17 protein-coding genes are annotated in these 19,228 nt (G+C 44.9%); 9 read left to right on the top strand and 8 right to left on the bottom strand.

Features of this window, described 5'->3' with window-relative positions:
* Positions 1-41 precede the first annotated feature (41 nt).
* From FD04_RS04170 to FD04_RS04160, 3 genes are all read right to left on the bottom strand, one after another.
* Positions 42-1,166, bottom strand: coding sequence for a GGDEF domain-containing protein (locus tag FD04_RS04170; RefSeq protein WP_056947231.1), 1,125 nt, complete (start codon positions 1,164-1,166; stop codon positions 42-44).
* Positions 1,167-1,182: 16 nt separating this feature from the next.
* Complete coding sequence (locus FD04_RS04165) at positions 1,183-2,307, bottom strand: GGDEF domain-containing protein (protein ID WP_056947229.1); 1,125 nt, start codon at positions 2,305-2,307, stop codon at positions 1,183-1,185.
* A gap of 116 nt (positions 2,308-2,423) precedes the next feature.
* The gene (locus FD04_RS04160) at positions 2,424-3,035 is read right to left on the bottom strand and encodes a TetR/AcrR family transcriptional regulator (protein ID WP_054699116.1); all 612 of its coding nucleotides are present in this window, start codon (positions 3,033-3,035) and stop codon (positions 2,424-2,426) included.
* A gap of 130 nt (positions 3,036-3,165) precedes the next feature.
* Here FD04_RS04160 and FD04_RS04155 point away from each other — a divergent pair, with 130 nt between their 5' ends.
* A complete protein-coding gene (locus FD04_RS04155) occupies positions 3,166-3,870 on the top strand; it encodes an ABC transporter ATP-binding protein (protein WP_054699117.1) in 705 nt (234 codons plus the stop codon).
* Between the two features lie 10 nt (positions 3,871-3,880).
* Complete coding sequence (locus tag FD04_RS04150) at positions 3,881-6,598, top strand: FtsX-like permease family protein (protein ID WP_056947226.1); 2,718 nt, start codon at positions 3,881-3,883, stop codon at positions 6,596-6,598.
* A 76-nt stretch (positions 6,599-6,674) separates the two neighbouring features.
* Here the strand turns inward: FD04_RS04150 and purB are convergent, their stop codons facing one another.
* Entirely contained in the window at positions 6,675-7,970 is a 1,296-nt protein-coding gene (gene purB / locus FD04_RS04145; protein WP_056947223.1) for an adenylosuccinate lyase, read from the bottom strand.
* Between the two features lie 305 nt (positions 7,971-8,275).
* Here purB and FD04_RS04140 point away from each other — a divergent pair, with 305 nt between their 5' ends.
* Both FD04_RS04140 and FD04_RS04135 read left to right on the top strand, forming a co-directional pair.
* Positions 8,276-9,574, top strand: coding sequence for an adenylosuccinate synthase (locus tag FD04_RS04140; RefSeq protein WP_054699126.1), 1,299 nt, complete (start codon positions 8,276-8,278; stop codon positions 9,572-9,574).
* 15 nt (positions 9,575-9,589) lie between these two features.
* Entirely contained in the window at positions 9,590-10,573 is a 984-nt protein-coding gene (locus FD04_RS04135) for a GMP reductase (RefSeq protein WP_056947499.1), read from the top strand.
* 420 nt (positions 10,574-10,993) lie between these two features.
* On the opposite strand, the gene FD04_RS04130 is transcribed toward FD04_RS04135, so the two are convergent.
* Both FD04_RS04130 and FD04_RS04125 read right to left on the bottom strand, forming a co-directional pair.
* Complete coding sequence (locus FD04_RS04130) at positions 10,994-11,923, bottom strand: alpha/beta hydrolase (RefSeq protein WP_054699128.1); 930 nt, start codon at positions 11,921-11,923, stop codon at positions 10,994-10,996.
* 327 nt (positions 11,924-12,250) lie between these two features.
* Positions 12,251-13,048 (bottom strand): tyrosine-protein phosphatase, encoded by a 798-nt coding sequence (locus FD04_RS04125; RefSeq protein ID WP_054699130.1) that lies wholly within the window; start codon positions 13,046-13,048, stop codon positions 12,251-12,253.
* Between the two features lie 166 nt (positions 13,049-13,214).
* Between FD04_RS04125 and FD04_RS04120 the strand changes: the two genes are divergently transcribed.
* A complete protein-coding gene (locus FD04_RS04120; protein ID WP_054699132.1) occupies positions 13,215-13,865 on the top strand; it encodes an NAD(P)H-binding protein in 651 nt (216 codons plus the stop codon).
* A 7-nt stretch (positions 13,866-13,872) separates the two neighbouring features.
* Entirely contained in the window at positions 13,873-14,745 is an 873-nt protein-coding gene (locus FD04_RS04115; protein WP_056947220.1) for an alpha/beta hydrolase fold domain-containing protein, read from the top strand.
* A 52-nt stretch (positions 14,746-14,797) separates the two neighbouring features.
* Here the strand turns inward: FD04_RS04115 and FD04_RS04110 are convergent, their stop codons facing one another.
* The gene (locus tag FD04_RS04110; protein ID WP_054699135.1) at positions 14,798-15,535 is read right to left on the bottom strand and encodes a gamma-glutamyl-gamma-aminobutyrate hydrolase family protein; all 738 of its coding nucleotides are present in this window, start codon (positions 15,533-15,535) and stop codon (positions 14,798-14,800) included.
* A gap of 149 nt (positions 15,536-15,684) precedes the next feature.
* Between FD04_RS04110 and FD04_RS04105 the strand changes: the two genes are divergently transcribed.
* Positions 15,685-15,942: a hypothetical protein gene (locus FD04_RS04105; RefSeq protein ID WP_054699137.1), complete on the top strand. Its 258-nt coding sequence runs from the start codon at positions 15,685-15,687 to the stop codon at positions 15,940-15,942.
* Between the two features lie 150 nt (positions 15,943-16,092).
* Here the strand turns inward: FD04_RS04105 and FD04_RS04100 are convergent, their stop codons facing one another.
* Positions 16,093-16,656 (bottom strand): sugar O-acetyltransferase, encoded by a 564-nt coding sequence (locus tag FD04_RS04100; protein WP_054699138.1) that lies wholly within the window; start codon positions 16,654-16,656, stop codon positions 16,093-16,095.
* A gap of 234 nt (positions 16,657-16,890) precedes the next feature.
* On the opposite strand from FD04_RS04100, the gene glpK reads away from it, so the two are divergent.
* The gene (glpK, locus tag FD04_RS04095) at positions 16,891-18,405 is read left to right on the top strand and encodes a glycerol kinase GlpK (RefSeq protein WP_056947218.1); all 1,515 of its coding nucleotides are present in this window, start codon (positions 16,891-16,893) and stop codon (positions 18,403-18,405) included.
* 188 nt (positions 18,406-18,593) lie between these two features.
* Positions 18,594-19,094, top strand: a complete 501-nt coding sequence (locus FD04_RS04090; RefSeq protein ID WP_056947216.1) for a DUF1440 domain-containing protein — start codon at positions 18,594-18,596, stop codon at positions 19,092-19,094.
* Positions 19,095-19,228 lie beyond the last annotated feature (134 nt).

Raw genomic sequence — 19,228 nt, 5'->3', positions numbered from 1 at the left:
TCAGTCTTCAAGTTATTGAGGATCGATTGGCACGTTTTTCATTAGCAAAATTCTGTGTTGGTTGTTCGGTTGCGACCGTGCTGTTTTGATAAATATAAGTAGTGGTCGGCACGTTGGAAAGTGGCCGTGGCATCACGATCATGGGCTTGTTTCTCGGTGAGGCCAATTGACGCTGTGAGTGAGATAATATTGCCCTGCAACGGAATTTTAAGTTGTCGAATCTGAGCCTGGCAAACGTCGCAAATCATGTTGGCAGTGGCTAAATCAGTTCTTGGGAAAATGATGCTGAACTCTTCGCCGCCGGTCCGATAAAAATAGTTATCGAAGTGATATGGCCGAAGTGCCTCAATCATGGTATTGGCAAACACCACGAGTACTTGATTACCAACTAAATGACCATATTGATCATTAATGGCTTTGAAATGGTCAATATCAAGCGTCGCAATGACCAATCCGGTTGAGGCGTTGGCTGTGAAGCTTCGGTTGAATTCGTCACGAAAAGCCGACCAGTTCTTCACACTGGTCAGTGCGTCATGGTAAGCGGCGTACGCGAGTGTTTCATTTGGCTGGCTATCGCTACTTGCGAAGCGGTTGTAGAGTTGCGCAAAAACTGACGCAACAATAAAAGTCGCAATCATTGTAATCGTGACGTGTACCGTGGTAATTGATAAAAGCTGCAGGGTAAACCAGAAGATTGTCCCAATCAAAACGGTCATAGCTAAGTGGAAGAGCAGGGTGTACTTGGCTGACAGCTGAATGAATTCAGGCAGCGCAATCACCGCCAAAATCATGAGAAAGACTTCCATGAAGAGCAGAATGCCTAAGTTACCCGTGGTCACAAAGCAAATAAAACTGACAAGCGTGAGGACAATGTAACTCATTAGTGTTTTGAGATGAAGACAGCTATAGATCAACACTAACAATTGGAGGTTGATGGCGAACCAAAACCCCATGTTCGGCAGACTGGGTGTTGCAGCTAATCTCAAAATCAGTAGCGAAAGGGCTGACATTGTAACCACCGCAATTTCCAGACGGTCAAGTTTAAGCAAATGATGTCGAATACCGTATTGCCGGGTTTGATACAAGAGACGTTGGAACAGCATGATGAACCCCAATAACATGCAGGTTGCTATCGTGATGTAAAAACCAATCCAATAAAGTAGCATGTTGGGGTTCTCCTTTCTAACTGGTCGTGAGTTGGTCACGGCCATTGTTTTTTGACTGATAAAGGTTTTTGTCGGCACGTTGAAAAGCGGCGGTTGCATTGCGATCGTGTGGCCGGCTTTGAGTCAGCCCAATCGACACGGTGAGATGAATATCAGCTTGTGCATAGCGGACACGTAATTCGCGAACTTGTTGCTGCCACTGATGACATAGGGTTTGTACTTGCGGGAGTGTCGAATTTTCGAACAAAATCGTAAATTCTTCGCCCCCGGTCCGATAGCAACTATAAGTTAAATCAGTCGTGGCCAAAAAGGCGCTTAGGTTGTCCGTCAATGCAATGAGAGCCTGGTTACCTGCTAAGTGACCGTGTTGATCATTAATTTGCTTAAAGTGGTCAATATCAAACGTCGCAATAATTAAGTTTGTCGGCGATTTGATTTTTGAAAATCGACTCTCAATATCATTTCGAAAGGCATTCCAATTTTTAAAACCAGTTAACCGGTCGTATTTAGCAGCCCGTGCGAACTTTGAGTTGAGTTGGCTGGCATGGTGGACCTGAAGGGTATAAAGCATCGCTGCAATAATCGAGATGGTGTAACTCACCATGAGCATAAACGTCTGTGGCCAAGTTAAGTAGTATTGACTGCCAAAAATGGTTGTGACACCGAACCAGACGAGCGCGCCTAAGATACTCGGGTAGATCAAATATAGTGCAGGGTGTTGATCAAATTGGCGAATGCGTAGGTGTTGGAAGAAAAGTAAGAGCATGACCGCTGCGAAAATTACCCAAGCAATGGTCGAAGATAGAACGCCGGTGCTTGCCAATACGATGGCAGAGGCAACCGTGACTAAGGCAAAGCTAAATGGTGATTCCAGCATCACAGCGCTGTAATTGATCGTGATGAGGTGTAAGTTCATCAAAACCCAATAGACCTGGCCAGTAAGGTGGAACGAAAAAGCTCGCAGTAACACGACAGTGAAGCAAACAAACAGTGCCACGTAAAGTTCGAGTTGCGAACGTTGCAGCCAATGATGCTTCATCAAACGTTTTTCAGAGGTCTGAAACAAGTGCTGGAAGACAACGGTGAATCCCAGTGTGAAAAAGACCTGCATTAAAAAATAATAGACGGCGTTACCACCCATAATCTAGCCTGCTTTCGTAAACATTGCTACTACTTCAAGTATAGCAAATAGGAAATAGAATTGGGGCCGATTTTCGAATTTGATTGATAAGATGATAAATAGTTTGTGAGTTGATACTATTGCCGTTCGATACCAAGTATTTCATATGGCGATAAGTACAATGTTCGCATGATGATGGCTGCGACCGCCTGCTTATCTAGAGTGTCATCACCCATCAGCCAGGTGGTGACGATTGACATGATGGCGTTGGTGACAAGGCTTAACGCGTAGGATTGCGGAATATCCTTGCGAAAGTTTGGCCGACCTTTAACGTTGGAAAGCTCGGCCAGAATGGCAGATTGCAGAATTTCGATGATGTGCCTGTATAGAGCAGGATCACCGTTAACCCCCAGTAAAAAGCGAAGCAGGGGCTTATTTGCTGCGACGAGATCAAGGACGTCAATCACAACTGGGTATGGCTGACCAGTAACGAGGTTTTGATAAGCCATTGCGCCGTGCATCTCTTCATCTAACAACGTTTGAAGACGGTCAATAAATTGATCTGTGAGCTGGTTGATCAAATCATCCTTATCGAGATAGTGGAGGTAAAAAGTGCCACGACTGATGCCACTGGTCCTTGTAATGTCACTAATGGTGATGCGGTTGAGTGGTTTAGTCTTGCCGACAGTTACGAGTGCGTCAATTATGGCCGCGTGTGTTTGCGCAACCTGTTCTTCATGGGTTGTCATGTGGACCTCCTAAGTTTACTAAACACTTTTCAGTGATTTTGTGCATAGAAAAAAGTAAGTGATGTGGTTTAATGAACGAGTAATTTAATTAACACGTTGTTCATTATTAATCGTTTGGAGGGAGAAGGCAATGACTAATTTTATTTCCGTTAAAAATGAGACCAAAACCTACGGCACGGGGGCTAATGCGGTAACTGCAAACAAGAATATTAGCTTTGAGATTGCACCAGGCGAACTAACCATCATCTTAGGTGCATCAGGTGCGGGCAAATCAACGCTATTAAACGTACTTGGAGGTATGGATCCGCTGACAAGTGGCTCGGTAATTGTAAATGGTGTTGAATTGGGTGAACTCGATGCTAGAGGCTTAACGACTTATCGACGTAAACAGGTTGGGTTTGTATTTCAATTTTATAATCTCGTTCAAAATTTAACGACTGCGGAGAACGTTGAGTTAGCCTCTGAAATTGCTGATCACGCAATGGCAGCTGATGAGGCGTTAACGGCGGTCGGGTTATCAGACCGAACACAAAGTTTTCCCGCTCAGTTATCCGGTGGCGAACAGCAACGGGTTGCCATTGCGAGAGCGATTGCTAAAAACCCGGATTTATTGCTGGCTGATGAACCGACTGGGGCGCTTGACTACAAGACTGGTAAGAAAATTCTCCAGCTCTTTCAGGATTTTACGAGAAATTCCGGTAAGAATGTGATTATCGTGACGCACAACTCGATGATTCGCCCGATGGCAGATCATGTGATTGAAATTGCGGATGGTCGTGTTAAGGCTGACACTCATAATAATCGGCCAACACCAGTGGCAGAACTTGAATGGTAGGCGAACGACGATGAAAATGTTATCTAAAAATATTGCTCGTGAATTTAAGATGTCACGGGCGCGGTTTATCTCGGTCTCGGCGTTACTGATGCTAGGCGTTTTCGTTTTAATTGGCTTAAATGCAACTGGCCCCAATATGCGACACACCGCGCAGCAAGCCTATACGGCCGAACATCTGGCCGACGCTGAGGTTAGCTCAACAGTTGCCTTAAATGCAAAGGATCGTTCAACAATTCAAAACTTGGACGGCATTAAAACGGTTGAATTTGGTCACACCACTGATATGGTGATCAAAAATAGTTCACACGCACTTCGAATTCAAAGCAATCCTGACAAGTTATCGCAAATGACTCTGACAAAGGGGCACCAAGCTAAGACTGATGACCAGATCGTGTTGAGTAACCAGCTGCGAGGCCGTTACCGGCTAGGGGATACGATTACTTTAGCAACTGGTAAAGCTGGCAAAACAAGTGGTTTGAATCACAAAACGTACACCATTGTCGGATTCGCGACCTCAACTGAGTATTTAAAAAAGGATAAGTTAGGGAGCACCAGTCTTGGTAATGGTAGCCTATATGGTTTTGCGTATGTCAAGGCATCGGCTTTTAAAAGTACGAAGCCAAACGTTGCTCGATTAGCCTTCACGAAAACTAAGGGTGAGGCATATTCAACGGCTTATGAGCACCATGCCGCAACGCTCACGGATAAGTTGCAAAAGACGCTCAATCGACGAAATTGTGCCAGGGTGACAAGCTTACGAAATGATTTAAATGATGAAATTTCAACTGCTGAGGCGCAAATTCAACGTAATGAGCGCGCCCTGACAGCTGCAACAAAGCGACTAACAACGGCCCAAACACAACTAACGGCACAACTTAAACAAGCCCAAGCGGCTAACAGTTCGACGGCTTTAACGCAATTGAAGACGCAACAACAAAAGCTTACTGCACAAAAAAAGGCGTTAAAGACAAAGCAGACGGCGTTAACGACGGCTAAGTCAAAAGTTGCGGACGCTCGTGCACAAAAGGCAACGTTAGACGACGTGACTCTAAATATCGAGAGTCGAAACAACTACAATGATGGCTATAACAACTATGGTGAAGACGCTTCACGAATCGACGCACTTGGTAAGTCATTCCCAGCCTTTTTCTTCTTGATTGCAATCCTGGTTTGTTTTACAACCATGAGACGAATGGTTGAAGAAAAGCGGATTGAGATGGGAACGCTGCGTGCCTTAGGATATACCAAGGGTGAAGTGATGCGCGAGTTCTTGATTTATAGTGTGGGAACTGCGCTTACTGGGACAATCATTGGGAGCTACCTAGGACTTGTAACTTTGCCTCGAATCATTTTTCGGGCGTATACGGCCAACTTTAATTTCAGCACGTTAAAGTTAGCCCTACATCCAGGCCTGGTCGGATTGGGATTGCTGCTAGCGCTTCTTTCCACAGTGCTAGCATCTTGGTTAGCGGCAAGGCAATCACTTAAGTTAGTGCCAGCTGAACTGATGTTGCCTAAGGCACCAGTGAGTGGTTCACGCATTCTACTTGAACGCGTCACACCAATTTGGCGCAAATTAAGTTTTTCGTATAAGGTGACTGCCCGCAATCTGTTTCGGTACAAGGGTCGAATGTTAATGACCATTATTGGCGTGGCCGGTGCGACTGCGTTGATGATTACTGGCTTTGGTATTCGGGACTCACTGAATACCATCGTCAATCGCCAGTTTAGTCAAATTAGTCAGTATGATTTGGTGGCAGTGTATAATCCGAACGCGACTCAAACGGCGGTGAAAAAGGCTCAGCAATCAGTGACTGATGCTTCGACTGTTAAGCGGCAAACGGCCGTTTATTTTGAGAACGTTTATGCAACTACTGCTAATTCAGATTCGCGTGAGTCGGTGTCACTGATGGTCCCTAAAACACCTTCGCAGTTAGATCAATACATCAAATTACGGGACGTTTCATCTGGTAAACGAAGTCAGCTATCTAATCATGGCGCGATTGTTTCCCAAAAATTAGCCAAATTACAGGGTGTTTCGGTGGGCGATACCTTTAAACTTAAGGATACCGATGGTACTGCTCATCAAATTAAAGTGGCAGGTATTACGACAATGTATGCCGGTCACGATGTCTACATGAATCAAACGTACTACACGAAAGTTTATGGTCACGCAGCAACCATGAATGCTTACCTAGTCAGCTTGAAGAAATCAACAACGAGCAAGGTTAATGATTTTGCAAAGCAGTTTAATCAGCACGAAGCGGCCGTTCAAACGGTCCGGTCACAAGATGCTAAACAAACGATTACTAATATTTTGAGTAACCTCAACAACTTAATTTTGGTGTTGGTCTTAAGTGCTTCCTTACTGTCACTGGTAGTACTTTATACGTTAACAAATATCAATGTGTCAGAACGGGTTCGGGAACTTTCAACCCTGAAAGTGCTAGGTTTCTATCCAAAAGAAGTTCTGATGTATATTTATCGTGAAACTAATATTTTGACTGGGGTCGGGATCCTCGTTGGTGTGGGTGTCGGGTACGCCTTTCACGCCTACATTATGGGGTTACTGCCACCGTCAACTGCGATGGTGGCACCAGGGTTGACCTGGCTAAACGTCGGCATTTCGGTCGGATTAACCGTGCTTTTCTCGCTGGTGATCATGGTGATGATGAACCACAAGATTCAAAGCGTGGATATGTTAGAAGCGTTGAAGTCGGTGGATTAAGCGCTACAATTAACCACATTAAAAGGAACTCATGCCAATGTAACTGGCGTGAGCTCCTTTTGTGTGACCTATTAAGTTATTTTAAACCGATCCGGTCGAAAATTTCGTCAACGTGACGGATGTGGTAGTGGTAGTCAAACGCGTCATCGATATCAGCTTGAGAAAGGTGTGACATGATGGTCTCGTTACCCTCAACAAGTGGTCGGAATTGTAAGCCTTCGTCCCAGGCACGAGCGGTTAATGGCTGTACCAAGTCGTAGGCTGTTTCACGAGTTAAACCGCTGTCGATTAACTTAAGCAACACGCGTTGGCTATAAATCAAGCCGTAAGTTAACGTCATGTTGTGCTTCATGCGCTCAGGGAAAACCGTTAAGTTTTCAACGATGCGACTGAAACGGTTCAGCATGTAGTCCAGGGTTGCTGTCGTATCAGGTAAAATGATGCGTTCGGCAGATGAATGTGAAATATCACGTTCGTGCCATAGTGACACATCTTCATAGGCGGTTTGGACGTGGCCACGCAGGACACGGGCCAATCCAGTGATGTTTTCAGAGCCGATGGGGTTACGCTTATGTGGCATAGCGGATGACCCTTTTTGGCCCTTGTTGAAATGTTCTTCTACTTCATGGATTTCAGAACGCTGCAGTGCTCGAATCTCAGTGGCGAATTCCTCTAGACTCGTGCCAATTAAAGCCAAGGTTGCGATGTAATTAGCGTGCAAGTCGCGCGGTAAGACCTGACTAGTGATTTCTTGGGCCCGCAAGCCTAACTTTTCGCACACGTACTCTTCAACGAAAGGTGGCACGTTTGCGAAAGTTCCAACGGCACCACTGATTTTGCCAGCTTCAACTTCAGCAGCGGCAGCATCGAAACGTTCAATATCCCGGTTAACTTCTGAATACCAGCGGGCCAATTTTAAGCCAAACGTCGTTGGTTCAGCTTGAACACCGTGGGTTCGGCCAATCATGACCGTATCTTTATACTTAAGTGCCTGTTTTTTAATAACTTCTTTTAAATGAAGTAAATCTGCTCGTAACAATTCGTTAGCCTGCTTAAGACGGTAGCCTTGAGCGGTGTCAACAACGTCAGTACTCGTCATACCATAGTGGATCCACTTGCGTTCTTCACCAAGTGATTCGGAAACGTCTCGTGTGAAGGCGACAACGTCGTGATGCGTTACAGCCTCGATTTCGGCGATGCGGTTTTCATCGAAGGTGGCGTTAGCGTTGATCAGATCAACGTCGGCCTGGGGAACAACCCCCAGCTTAGCCCAGGCTTCATCAACTGCAATCTCAACTTCCAACCATGATTGGTATTGGTTATGAAGTGACCAAATCTTTGCCATTTCTGGACGTGTATATCTTTCGAGCATCTTCATCCTCATTTCTGATTTTATCGTCAAATTACGAACATTAATTGAAATTCTTGGTTGAATTTCCTCTAAAATAATAACATATTATGAGTGTCCCTGTATAGTAGATTGAAAACACAATTTGCTTACAATTTGTATATTAGTTATGATATTAGTCTAATTGCTTACATTTAAGAACATTAATTCCTATACCATTCAAAATATTCGTATTTTAGCTTGCATTGGTGATTTGAAATTGGTAGAATGTTAATTGCTGGGTTGTTCGTGTTTAACAGCTTAGCAATTTTTAGATATGAGGTGTTCTAATGTCATCGATAGTAGTAGTAGGAAGCCAATGGGGCGACGAAGGTAAAGGTAAGATTACCGACTTTTTGAGCAAGCAAGCGGATGTTGTTGCGCGTTACCAAGGCGGCGACAACGCCGGTCATACCATTGTCTTTAAAGGTGAAACATATAAGTTACACTTAATTCCATCTGGGATCTTCTACTCAGACAAGTTAAGCGTAATCGGTAATGGTGTGGTTCTTAACCCTAAGTCATTAGTGGAAGAACTTCACTACTTACACGATCGTAATGTTCCAACCGATAATTTACGAATTTCGAACCGGGCACACGTTATTTTGCCTTATCACATCCTCATTGATCAATTACAAGAACAAGCAAAGTCAGCTAAGATTGGGACTACCAACAAGGGTATTGGACCAGCTTACATGGATAAAGCCGAACGAATCGGTATCCGGGTTGCTGATTTATTAGAGAAGGATACGTTTGAAGAAAAGCTCCGTCAAAACTTAACTGAAAAGAATCAGTTAATCACGAAGTTGTACGATCATGAGCCACTTCAATTTGACGAAATTTTTGAAACTTACTATAACTACGGTCAAGAATTGAAGGATTATGTGACTGATACGTCAGTTGTTATTAATGATGCCATCGATGCTGGCAAGCACGTCTTATTCGAAGGCGCGCAAGGTGTCATGCTGGATATCGACCACGGCACCTACCCATTTGTGACGAGTTCGAACCCTGTTGCTGGGGGCGTTACAATCGGTAATGGTGTCGGCCCTTCTAAGATTGACGAAGTTGTTGGGGCATGTAAGGCTTACACATCACGAGTTGGCGACGGCCCATTCCCAACTGAATTAAACGACGAAACGGGCGACTTTATCCGTGAAGCAGGTCATGAATATGGCACTGTTACGAAGCGACCACGCCGAATTGGCTGGTTTGATACAGTCGTGATGCGTCACGCTAAACGTGTTTCTGGTTTAACGCATCTTTCACTGAACTGTTTAGACGTTTTAACCGGACTCAAGACTTTGAAGATTGCAACGGCTTATGAGCTTGATGGTAAAACCATTTATCATTACCCAGCTAGCCTTAAGGAATTGAATAACTGCAAACCAGTTTATGAAGAATTCCCAGGTTGGGATGAAGATATCACTGGCGTTAAGCAGTTTGAAGATTTACCTGTTAACGCCCAAAACTACGTGAAACGTTTAGCTGAACTCGTTGGTGTTGATATTGCAACGTTCTCAGTTGGCCCAGATCGGACACAAACCAACGTCTTAATTGACGCTTGGCAAGATACCGACGCAAAGTAAGGAGTAATGTTAATGATGAACCCAGAAGTATTTGACTACGAAGATATCCAACTAGTCCCTAATAAGTGCATCATCGACAGTCGTTCTGAGGCTGATACTTCCGTTAAGTTTGGCCCACGGACCTTTAAGATTCCGGTTGTGCCAGCTAACATGGAGACGGTCATTAACGATGAACTTGCCATTTGGCTTGCACAGAATGATTACTTTTATGTGATGCACCGTTTCCAACCAGAAACGCGACATGATTTTGTTAAAATGATGCATGAACAAGGCTTGTTTGCTTCGATTAGTGTTGGCGTTAAACAAGATGAACTTGATTTCATTAACGAATTAGCAGCGGCTAAAGACGTGCCTGAATATATCACAATTGATATTGCCCATGGTCACTCGAACTCTGTGATTCGCATGATTCAACACATCAAACAAAATCTGCCTGATAGTTTCGTGATTGCTGGGAACGTTGGTACACCTGAAGCAGTCCGTGAATTAGAGAATGCCGGTGCTGATGCGACTAAGGTCGGCATTGGACCTGGCAAGGCCTGCATTACTAAACTTAAAACTGGGTTTGGTACGGGTGGTTGGCAGTTAGCTGCTATTCGTCTGTGTGCTAAAGCTGCGAAAAAACCAATCATTGCTGATGGCGGTATCCGTTATAACGGCGACATTGCCAAATCAATTCGCTTTGGTGCCAGCATGGTCATGATTGGGTCCTTGATGGCTGGGCACTTACAGTCACCAGGCAGTATGATTAAAATTGACGGTAAAACCTTTAAGCAATACTGGGGCTCTGCCTCCGAAACGCAAAAGGGTGCGTACCGAAACGTTGAGGGTAAACAAATGTTAGTCCCTTATCGTGGCGATATTGCTGACACTCTTGAAGAGATGAAGGAAGATTTACAAAGTTCCATTTCCTACGCCGGGGGGCGCAAGTTGATGGATATTCGACTTGTCGATTACGTGGTCGTCAAGAATTCCGTGATGAACGGCGATTCTTACTAAGACTGATGAGCTTCGATTAGAAATTTTTATGTAACGAATAACGCCGTCAGTTCCAGAGTTTGGGACCGACGGCGTTTTCGCTTGAGTTTAAAAAGTAGCGTTTCCCAATCCATATAAAAAGCCAACTCCGACGAGTTGGCTTTTTATATATGAGAAATCGAAGTACAACTTCGAGTTTGGATACTTCGATCACCTAAGGGGGTAAGCAATCGAAGTGGTGCATCAATCGGATCTAGGGGAGGAGGATGATCCTTCATGCAAGCAATTTAATTAGTCTCTAGGGGGGAGAAACTAATTAATCAAGGAAGTAAGGTTGGTACTTCGTTGAAGCTTATAGCAAGTTGCCTTTGCTATGCTTTAAATATACCAACTAGATGTGATAAAAATGTGAACGACGATTGCTATATTTGTGAACTTATCTCAAAAATAAGTTTTTAGGAATGATGTGACGCGTTGCTTGTACGCTTCGGGGTTATACCAGAAGCTTTCGGCGTGGGTCGCATTTTTGACGATCCAAAGCTGTTTTGGTGCTTTGGTTGCCCGATAGTTTTCGTAGGCCATGTGGACGGGAACGTAGGTATCCTTACCGCCATGGATGAATAAAATTGGCCGACGATTCTTAGCCAACTGTGTTTTAGATGAAACGTCACCGAGATAGTAGCCTAAGCGTTGACGATTAATCGTGCTGACCATTGGCTCAAACGGATATTCTGGCAGGTGATATTGTTCCTTTAGGAGGTAAATCAGCTCTTCTTTGATGCTGGAGTAACCGCAGTCAGCGATGATGGCTTTGACCTGAGTCGGTAAGTTTTCGCCTGACAGCATTTCCATGGTAGCGCCACCCATGCTAACGCCGAAGAGCAAGATTCGTTCGTCTTCACCTTTGACGGCCAATAGCTTATTGATCCAACTAAGGTAGTCTAATCGGTCTAACCAACCAAAGCTGATATATTCGCCGGCGCTATCACCGTGGGCGCGATCATCGGGAAGCAACACGTTATAGCCCATGTCATAAAACATTTTGGCATAGTTGGCCATCGTTTCGCGATTACCTTTATAGCCGTGAGAAATAACAACGGTTTTTTTGAGGTGATCAGGGTGCTGGATAAACGTTGCAACTAAGCGTTTCTTAGGGTCGTGTTCGTTGAGGTACCAAGTTTCTTGGGGAATGTGGCGAAACCAGTCGACGTACGCGTAGTACTGGTCAGCATACTTTTGCTTTTCTTCGGAAGTTGCTGGTACTTCTTTCACGCGTTTAAATGCAATGTCAAAGAGTTTGTTGCTCATGTAAAGTGTCCCAGCTGCAACAGCAGTCAGGGGTAAACCAAGTTTTAAAAGTGATTTTTTCAATGCGGTCTCCTATTATTTAGAGTGAGACAAAAATCGGTTAACGACCAGAGTGTAAGCAACATCTTCGAATATTCTGAACTTGAATATTTGAAGATGTTGCTTACATGGCCGGTCGTTGATTTTTGTCGCAGGTTTAGTCAATGTAAAATTAGAAAAGCGAATATTCTGAACTTGAATATTTGATTAAGTTGTCTACACGGCCGGGTGTTGACCTTTGTCGCACGACCCGACGAAGTCAGGAAGCCTATCTGGGGTTTAGTCAATGTAAAATCAGAGAGGTGAATATTCTGAACAAATAATTAGCCAGTATATACCTATCCAAGCCACTCAATCAAGGTAAAGTTGCTTCAAATCAGCAATGTCCTGATCTGACAGCGCCAAGGCATCCGTCAAAAAGTGGGCCATATCGCCGTACTGTGCCTTAACAGCAGCCATCGCTGTATCAAAATAGTCACTTGAAACGGTCATCAGGGCCTTGATTGATTCGAGAGTTGTTCCCGTAATCCCTTCATTTTGAGCTTTGGTTAACCGATCTGTAATAAGTGGTGACAGTGCTTCGTTGGTAAGTAGATAATCTTGTTTAATGAGTTCATGAGGTACACCAAGTGCCGATAGTAGGAAAACAGCGCCCATACCAGTACGGTCTTTACCAGCTGTGCAATGGAAAAGTAGCGTTTGCTTGTCACTCGTGTTGGCAAGCAAGGCTGCAAAGAAGGCTTGGTAAGCCTGATGTGATTGGCTAGTTGTAATCATTTCCTGATAAGTATCCAGCATATGTTGATAGCCATTTTCCTCGCGTTTAGCGAGTTCTGCTTTTATTTCAGCCTCAGATTTTGAAACTTCGGTCTGATCCTCTGGAAAAACGGGCAGATGGTGGTAACTGATTGACGCAGGAATGAGGTCCGGGGACTTGGCGACTTCGGCGTTAGACCGGAAATCAATATCGACGTTAACGCCATAGTCAACCAGTGATTGTTGATCTTGTTTTGATAGAAAGGCGAGGGTTGCCGTGCGGATCACACGCTGCCACTTGACTGTGTGACCGTCGGCAGTTTGGTAGCCACCCAGTTCACGGAAGTTGTAGCCATGGTCCATCTTTAGTAATCGTTGATTGGTTTGCTGCATCGGAAAGCCTCCTTGTGTCGATTAAATGAAATCTCTGATAACTATTGTAACGCAGTTGGGGCCAAGGTGTATATTTGAGCACGCCGGTGGTTGTGCTTTGCTTTAGTTTAAAGTTTGAAAGCGCTATAATAATTGCAACAATTTAGTTTTGAAAGGACTGATCAGCATGAAAATCGGGATTATTGGCGGAAATGGTAAAACGGGTTCGGCAGTCTATCAAGAAGCGCTCAAGCGTGGTCATCAGCCAACGGCGATTGTCCGCAACGCAGAAAAGGGCCAGGCGGTGTTGGGTGACGACGCCAGTTTACTCGTTAAGGACGCTTTTGAACTCACAGCGGCTGAATTAACGGATTTTGATGTTGTTGTCGATGCCTTTGCGGTACCGATGGGGTCACCGATTGCCTATCTGCACCTCGATTTACTGACCAAGCTGGTTCATGATTTGCGGACGACAACTACACGTTTGGTTTTGATTATCGGCGCTGCTAGTCTAAAGATGCCCGATGGCAAGCGCTTGTTAGATCAATTACTAAAAACACCGGGACATGAAGACTGGATTGGTGTACCGCTAAACCAGACCTACGAATATCATTTTCTACAAATGATCGATAATGTGGATTGGGTCGCCATTTCCCCACAACGTAATTTTGGCCCTGGTCCAACTACTGGGTACGTGATGGGTACTGATGAAATCATGTTTGATTCGGCTGGCAAATCAGAATTATCAAACGGCAATATGGCGCTTGCTATCTTAGATGAGATCGAAGCGCCGCAGCATCGACGAGAACGGTTTACTGTTCGGAATCAGGAGGATTAGCAAAGCAATGAGTTTACGCGGAGATTGGCTCTTATTTAAGACGAAACGCAGTCGTCTAAAGCAGCAGGTGGCGACTAGTTTTTTACATCCTGGCAGGCGCACGGATGAATTGGCACCGGGTAAATTTAAACAACCCGACCAGGTCCGGACAGTGCCGCTGCCAAATAGTCGCTTGGTGACATTAATGCCAACCGAACCAACACATCAGCACGTGGTTATTTTTCATGGTGGTGCCTACACTGTTCCCACAACTGAGAGTCACCGTCAGTGGATGGAACTGATTGCGGATAAATTGGGTGCCACTGCAACAATGGTTGATTTTCCGCTGGCACCGGAGAGTACGGCAGTCCAAACAGTGCCGGCAGCGCTTGAAGCTTATCAAGAGTTACAACTTGCGTATCCCGATGATTACTTTTATTGGCTGGGCGATTCTTCAGGGGCGGGGCTCGCTTTAGTATTGCTGCAACAATTGCGTGCTAAGCAGTTACCGATGCCGAAGGGAACACTTCTGATTTCACCGTGGGCAGACTTGGCCATGCGAGATCCAGAAATTGAGGCACGAAATCAAGGTGATCCTGAGTTACCACTTCAGGCCATGCGCACGGTGGCGGCTAACTATGCTGGTAATTTAGTGTTAGAAGATCCGCTCGTGAGTCCAATTAACGGCGAACTTGATCATCTGGGTGAAATTAGTTTGTGGTATGGGACTACTGAACTATTATTGCCGGATCACCAGATATTGGCGGAAAAATTGAAACAGGCGGATGGTACGCAAGTCGACGTACATGAACTTAAAAACATGCTGCACGATTTTTTGCTGTGGCACGGGCTACCTGAAAGCCACCAAGTTTTTCATCGATTACAGCAAATGTTTAAATAAATTAAGGCACTGTTACCTCACAATTGCTGTGACGTGACAGTGCCTTAATTGATTAACGTGTTCGCTGGGCAACTTTGAGACTGCGGGCAACTAAATCCGCAAAGAGTGCCTTTGAGTCGTCGTGGTGCTTGTACATGTTTTCAGGATGCCATTGTACGGCCAGAATTTGATCATTATCAATTGATTCCACTGCTTCAACAACTTGATCATCTGCACGAGCGGTGATTTGTAAGCTTGGTGCAACGTCCTTAATGGCTTCGTGGTGTCGAGAGTTAACGTAAGGTCGTTCACCGACAATCTTGAACAACCGACTATCCGGTGCGACCGATACGTGATGAGAAGGCATATTACCAGCCGCCTCCTGAGAGTGCTTCAAGGTGGCATGCGGGTTTTGTGAGAGATCTTGGTAAACGGTACCGCCAAGGCCGATGTTGATTAACTGAAGCCCACGGCAGATGCCGAAAATGGCTTTACCTTTGGCGACTGACTGTTTCAATAATTCAATTTCAAACAAATCGCGTTTTCGATATGTAACACCTAGCTTTTCACGAGGTTCTTCACCGTAGAAGGTGGGGTCAACGTCATAGCCGCCTAAAAAGGCAACGCCGTCGAACAGATCCATGTAATCGGTAACGTCCTTTGGATCGACACTGGGAAAAATAACGGGGACACCACCGGCCTTCACGACGGCTTCGATGGCGGGGCGTGGTGCGAACGCAGCGTTGCGTTCATTTATGATATTAGTAGCTTCGGCAAGTGTATCAGCCGGTAAAGCGATTCGTGGTCGCAAAACAATTCCCCCTTAAATTATGTGATTATGATGAGACAACGTTAGCAGATATCGGCGCAAAAAGCAATTGTTGCACGCGGCTGACTTAACATTCGGAGCAATCAGCGTTACATTTGTAATGTAACTAAATTTAAATAGAGGTAGAAAAAATGGCAATGACAGAACGACAGTTAATTCAAGAGATTCTGAACACGGTAGCAGTGATCTACGAATTTGAAAACGCTGACGAAGACGCCAACGAATATACATTGTTGATCAAGCAACAGGACAATGATACGCGGAGCCTCGAAACCGTTAACGCGGAAGTAAAGAACTATTTCCAAAAAGCAGATTTTGACTATCAAGAAGAACTCCACCCAACGGACACGGATAAACCAGCTGATGTGCGGGTGAAGATAAAGAGATAGAGCAAAAAATGAAACGGGTAGCACCCAGAGTATAATAACGCCCACCATAAAAACCCGAACTTGGTTTTTATGGTGGGCGTTGTTATACGGCCGGGTGCTGTTTCATTTTTCGCGTTTCGACTAGATAATGGCAAAGCGCCGCAACTAATCTTACTCCTCCGTCAACTGCCGAATAGCCTTAGCCGGCACACCAGCAACGAGCGTATTGTCTGGCACATCGTGAGTGACGACTGCACCGGCAGCAACGACTACATTGTTACCGATCGTAACGCCAGGTAATACGGTGACAGAGCCACCGAACCACACATCGTTGCCAATCGTTACGGGTTTTGCTTGTGCCAGGTATTGACGACGTCCTTTAGCCGTCATGGGGTGGTTGACAGTATAGATACCACAGTTAGGTCCAATCATCACATTATTGCCAATGTTGACGGGCGCTATATCAAGAATCGTTAAATTGTAGTTACTTAAGAAATCGTGACCAACGTGAATATTTTTGCCGTAATCACAGTTAAAGTTGGCTTGAACGGAAATGTTTTCACCATAACTGCCAAAAATTTCTTGTACCTTTTCGGTTTGTTTTTCCGGTTGTGTTGCGGGAATGGCGTTGAATTCCTGACAAAGCTTTGCTGCACGGGCTTTTCTTGCAGCGACCGCTTCATCAGTAAAACAGTACCATTCTCCAGCAATGAGTTTCTCTAATTCAGAAGACATCTAACCAGTCCTTTCAAGTTTAAAGATATCACTTAAACTGAGGTCTAAGTCAAGCAAATTTCAGTAGTTGGCATTGATTCTTTAATATAAATCACATCGATATTATGTCAATATCACCAGATGCTTAAGTAAAATTTAAACGCTCGTTAATGACATGTACTTTGTGAATGTGATAAAGTAAAGCTAGTTTTGAAAACGTTTTCGTAATCACAAAGCTGGAGGTATTGAATCGATATGGCAATGAAGGAGCCGGAACATTATATTCTCGCAATTGACCAAGGTACGTCCGTTACACGGGCAATGCTGTTTGACCATTCGGGACGCAAGGTGATTGAGAGCCAAAAGACTTTCCCACAATATTATCCGCACAACGGTTGGGTTGAACAGGATGCCAACGAAATCTGGAATTCAGTGCAGTCGGTTATTGCGACTGCGCTGATCGATGCTGGGGTGCACCCGGAATACATTGATGGTATTGGTATTTCGAGTCAACGTGAAACCACGGTGATTTGGGATAAAAAAACCGGTCAACCAATTTACCATGCGATTGGCTGGTTATCTAAACAGACTGCGCCCATTGCTAAGCAGATGGTGGCAGATGGTTATGAGGAACTCATTCATGAGCATACGGGTCTCGTGATTGATTCTTACTTCTCAGCAACTAAGGTGCGGTGGTTGTTAGATAACGTTCCTGGCGCGCAAGAACGGGCCGAAAAAGGCGAGCTGTTGATGGGAACCATCGATAGCTGGTTGACCTGGAAGCTATCAGACGGTCAGCTACACATTACTGATTACACCAATGCCAGTCGAACCATGATGTTTAACATTCATGATTTAAACTGGGATGATGAAATTTTAAAATTGCTGAATATTCCGAAGCAACTACTACCTGAGATTCGTTCGTGTTCAGAGGTGTACGGCACGACTAAAAATTACCAGTTTTACGGGGTTGAAGTGCCAATTTGTGGGTTAGTCGGTGACCAACAGGCCGCCCTAATTGGTCAAATGGCGTTTAAATCTGGTGAAGTTAAAAATACCTATGGCGACGGCGCCTTTATTATGATGAATACTGGGTCGAAGCCACAATTTTCTGATCATAAACTGTTAACGACGATTGCCTATGACTTGGACGGTCACATGACTTACGCTCTCGAAGGGTCAATTTTCGTCGCCGGAACTGCGGTGAACTGGCTCCATGAGAGCATGAAGATCATTGATAACGTGCCTCAATCTCGACAAGTTGCGATGGCTTCAACCAATAATGATGAGGTCTATGTGGTGCCCGCCTTTAACGGGTTGGGTGCACCATACTGGGATCAAGATGCACGGGGTGCAGTATTTGGGTTGACTCGTGGTACGAATCGCAGTGATTTTGTGAAGGCCACTTTGCAGTCCATTGCTTATCAGACTCGCGATATCATCGAAACAATGCGGCAGGATACCGAAATGCCAGTCATGGAGGTGCTAGCTGATGGCGGTGCATCCCGAAATCGATACTTGATGCAATTCCAAGCTGACATTTTGAACTTGCCAATCATTCGTTCTAGCGAAGAGGAGACTACTGCACTGGGTGCCGCCATTTGCGCTGGACTAGCAGTTGGTTACTGGCAGAATTTAGATGAAGTTACCCAGATCCACGCAGCAGGACGAACGTTTGAACCCGACATGGCAGAAGAGAAGCGTCAGCGTCTGTACGATGGCTGGCACGTTGCAATTGACGCGACGCGGGCGTTTAAAGTTAAACATTAAGTGATGGTGGTGCTTGATCACGAATAAAACGGTTGTAGCCGAAATTTTGGCTGCGACCGTTTTTTAACAGCAAGTTGAGTAACGGTACCGATGAATTTTTGAGTTGTGAGGTAAATAACAAGACTTTCGACTAAACTAAATTGTCCACAACTGGTATGCTAGAAAGCGTAAATAATAAAGGGGGATGCATGATGGCACAAGTTAATTTAAAAGCAGCAATTATTGCTGGTACAGCTGCAGGTGTGGTGTCGGGACTCGTTAAACTCGGCTGGGAGAACATCTTACCACCGCGAACGGCAGCTCGAAACCAGACTAATCCGCCTCAGCGGTTACTTGAACAGGCTGGGGTGCCAGCTGCGGTGACCCATGCAACGTACACCTATTCGGGTGAGAAGTTACCTTGGGTAAGCTATTTGATTCACTTTGGGTTTTCAACAACGTTTGGCGTGCTGTATAGCGTGGCTGGTCACTATGCGCCAAGTATTCGGACGGCTCAAGGAACCTTATTTGGTTTGGGCGTGTGGGGGGCATTTCATCTCGGTATCATGCCTGCGATGCAGACTGTCCCAAGTGCTAAGGATCAACCAGCCGAAGAACATTTTTCAGAAGCGTTGGGTCACATGGCCTGGATGTGGACGAATCACATTATCAGTGATGAACTCTATCACGAACTTACCAATTCAAAATAAAGTTGGTGACCAGTTTTGAAACAGGCTTGGCAAACAAAGTGGCCTGAACGAATCAGTTATGGGTTAAGCGATGCAGCCGATAACTTAGTCTTTCAAGTGATGACCACTTATTTATTGTTTTTCTATACGGATGT

This window comes from Secundilactobacillus odoratitofui DSM 19909 = JCM 15043, from assembly GCF_001434895.1.
GTDB classification, from domain to species: domain Bacteria; phylum Bacillota; class Bacilli; order Lactobacillales; family Lactobacillaceae; genus Secundilactobacillus; species Secundilactobacillus odoratitofui.
Note: the sequence above shows the minus strand (reverse complement) of the source record. Positions and strands in the feature narration are given on the sequence as shown.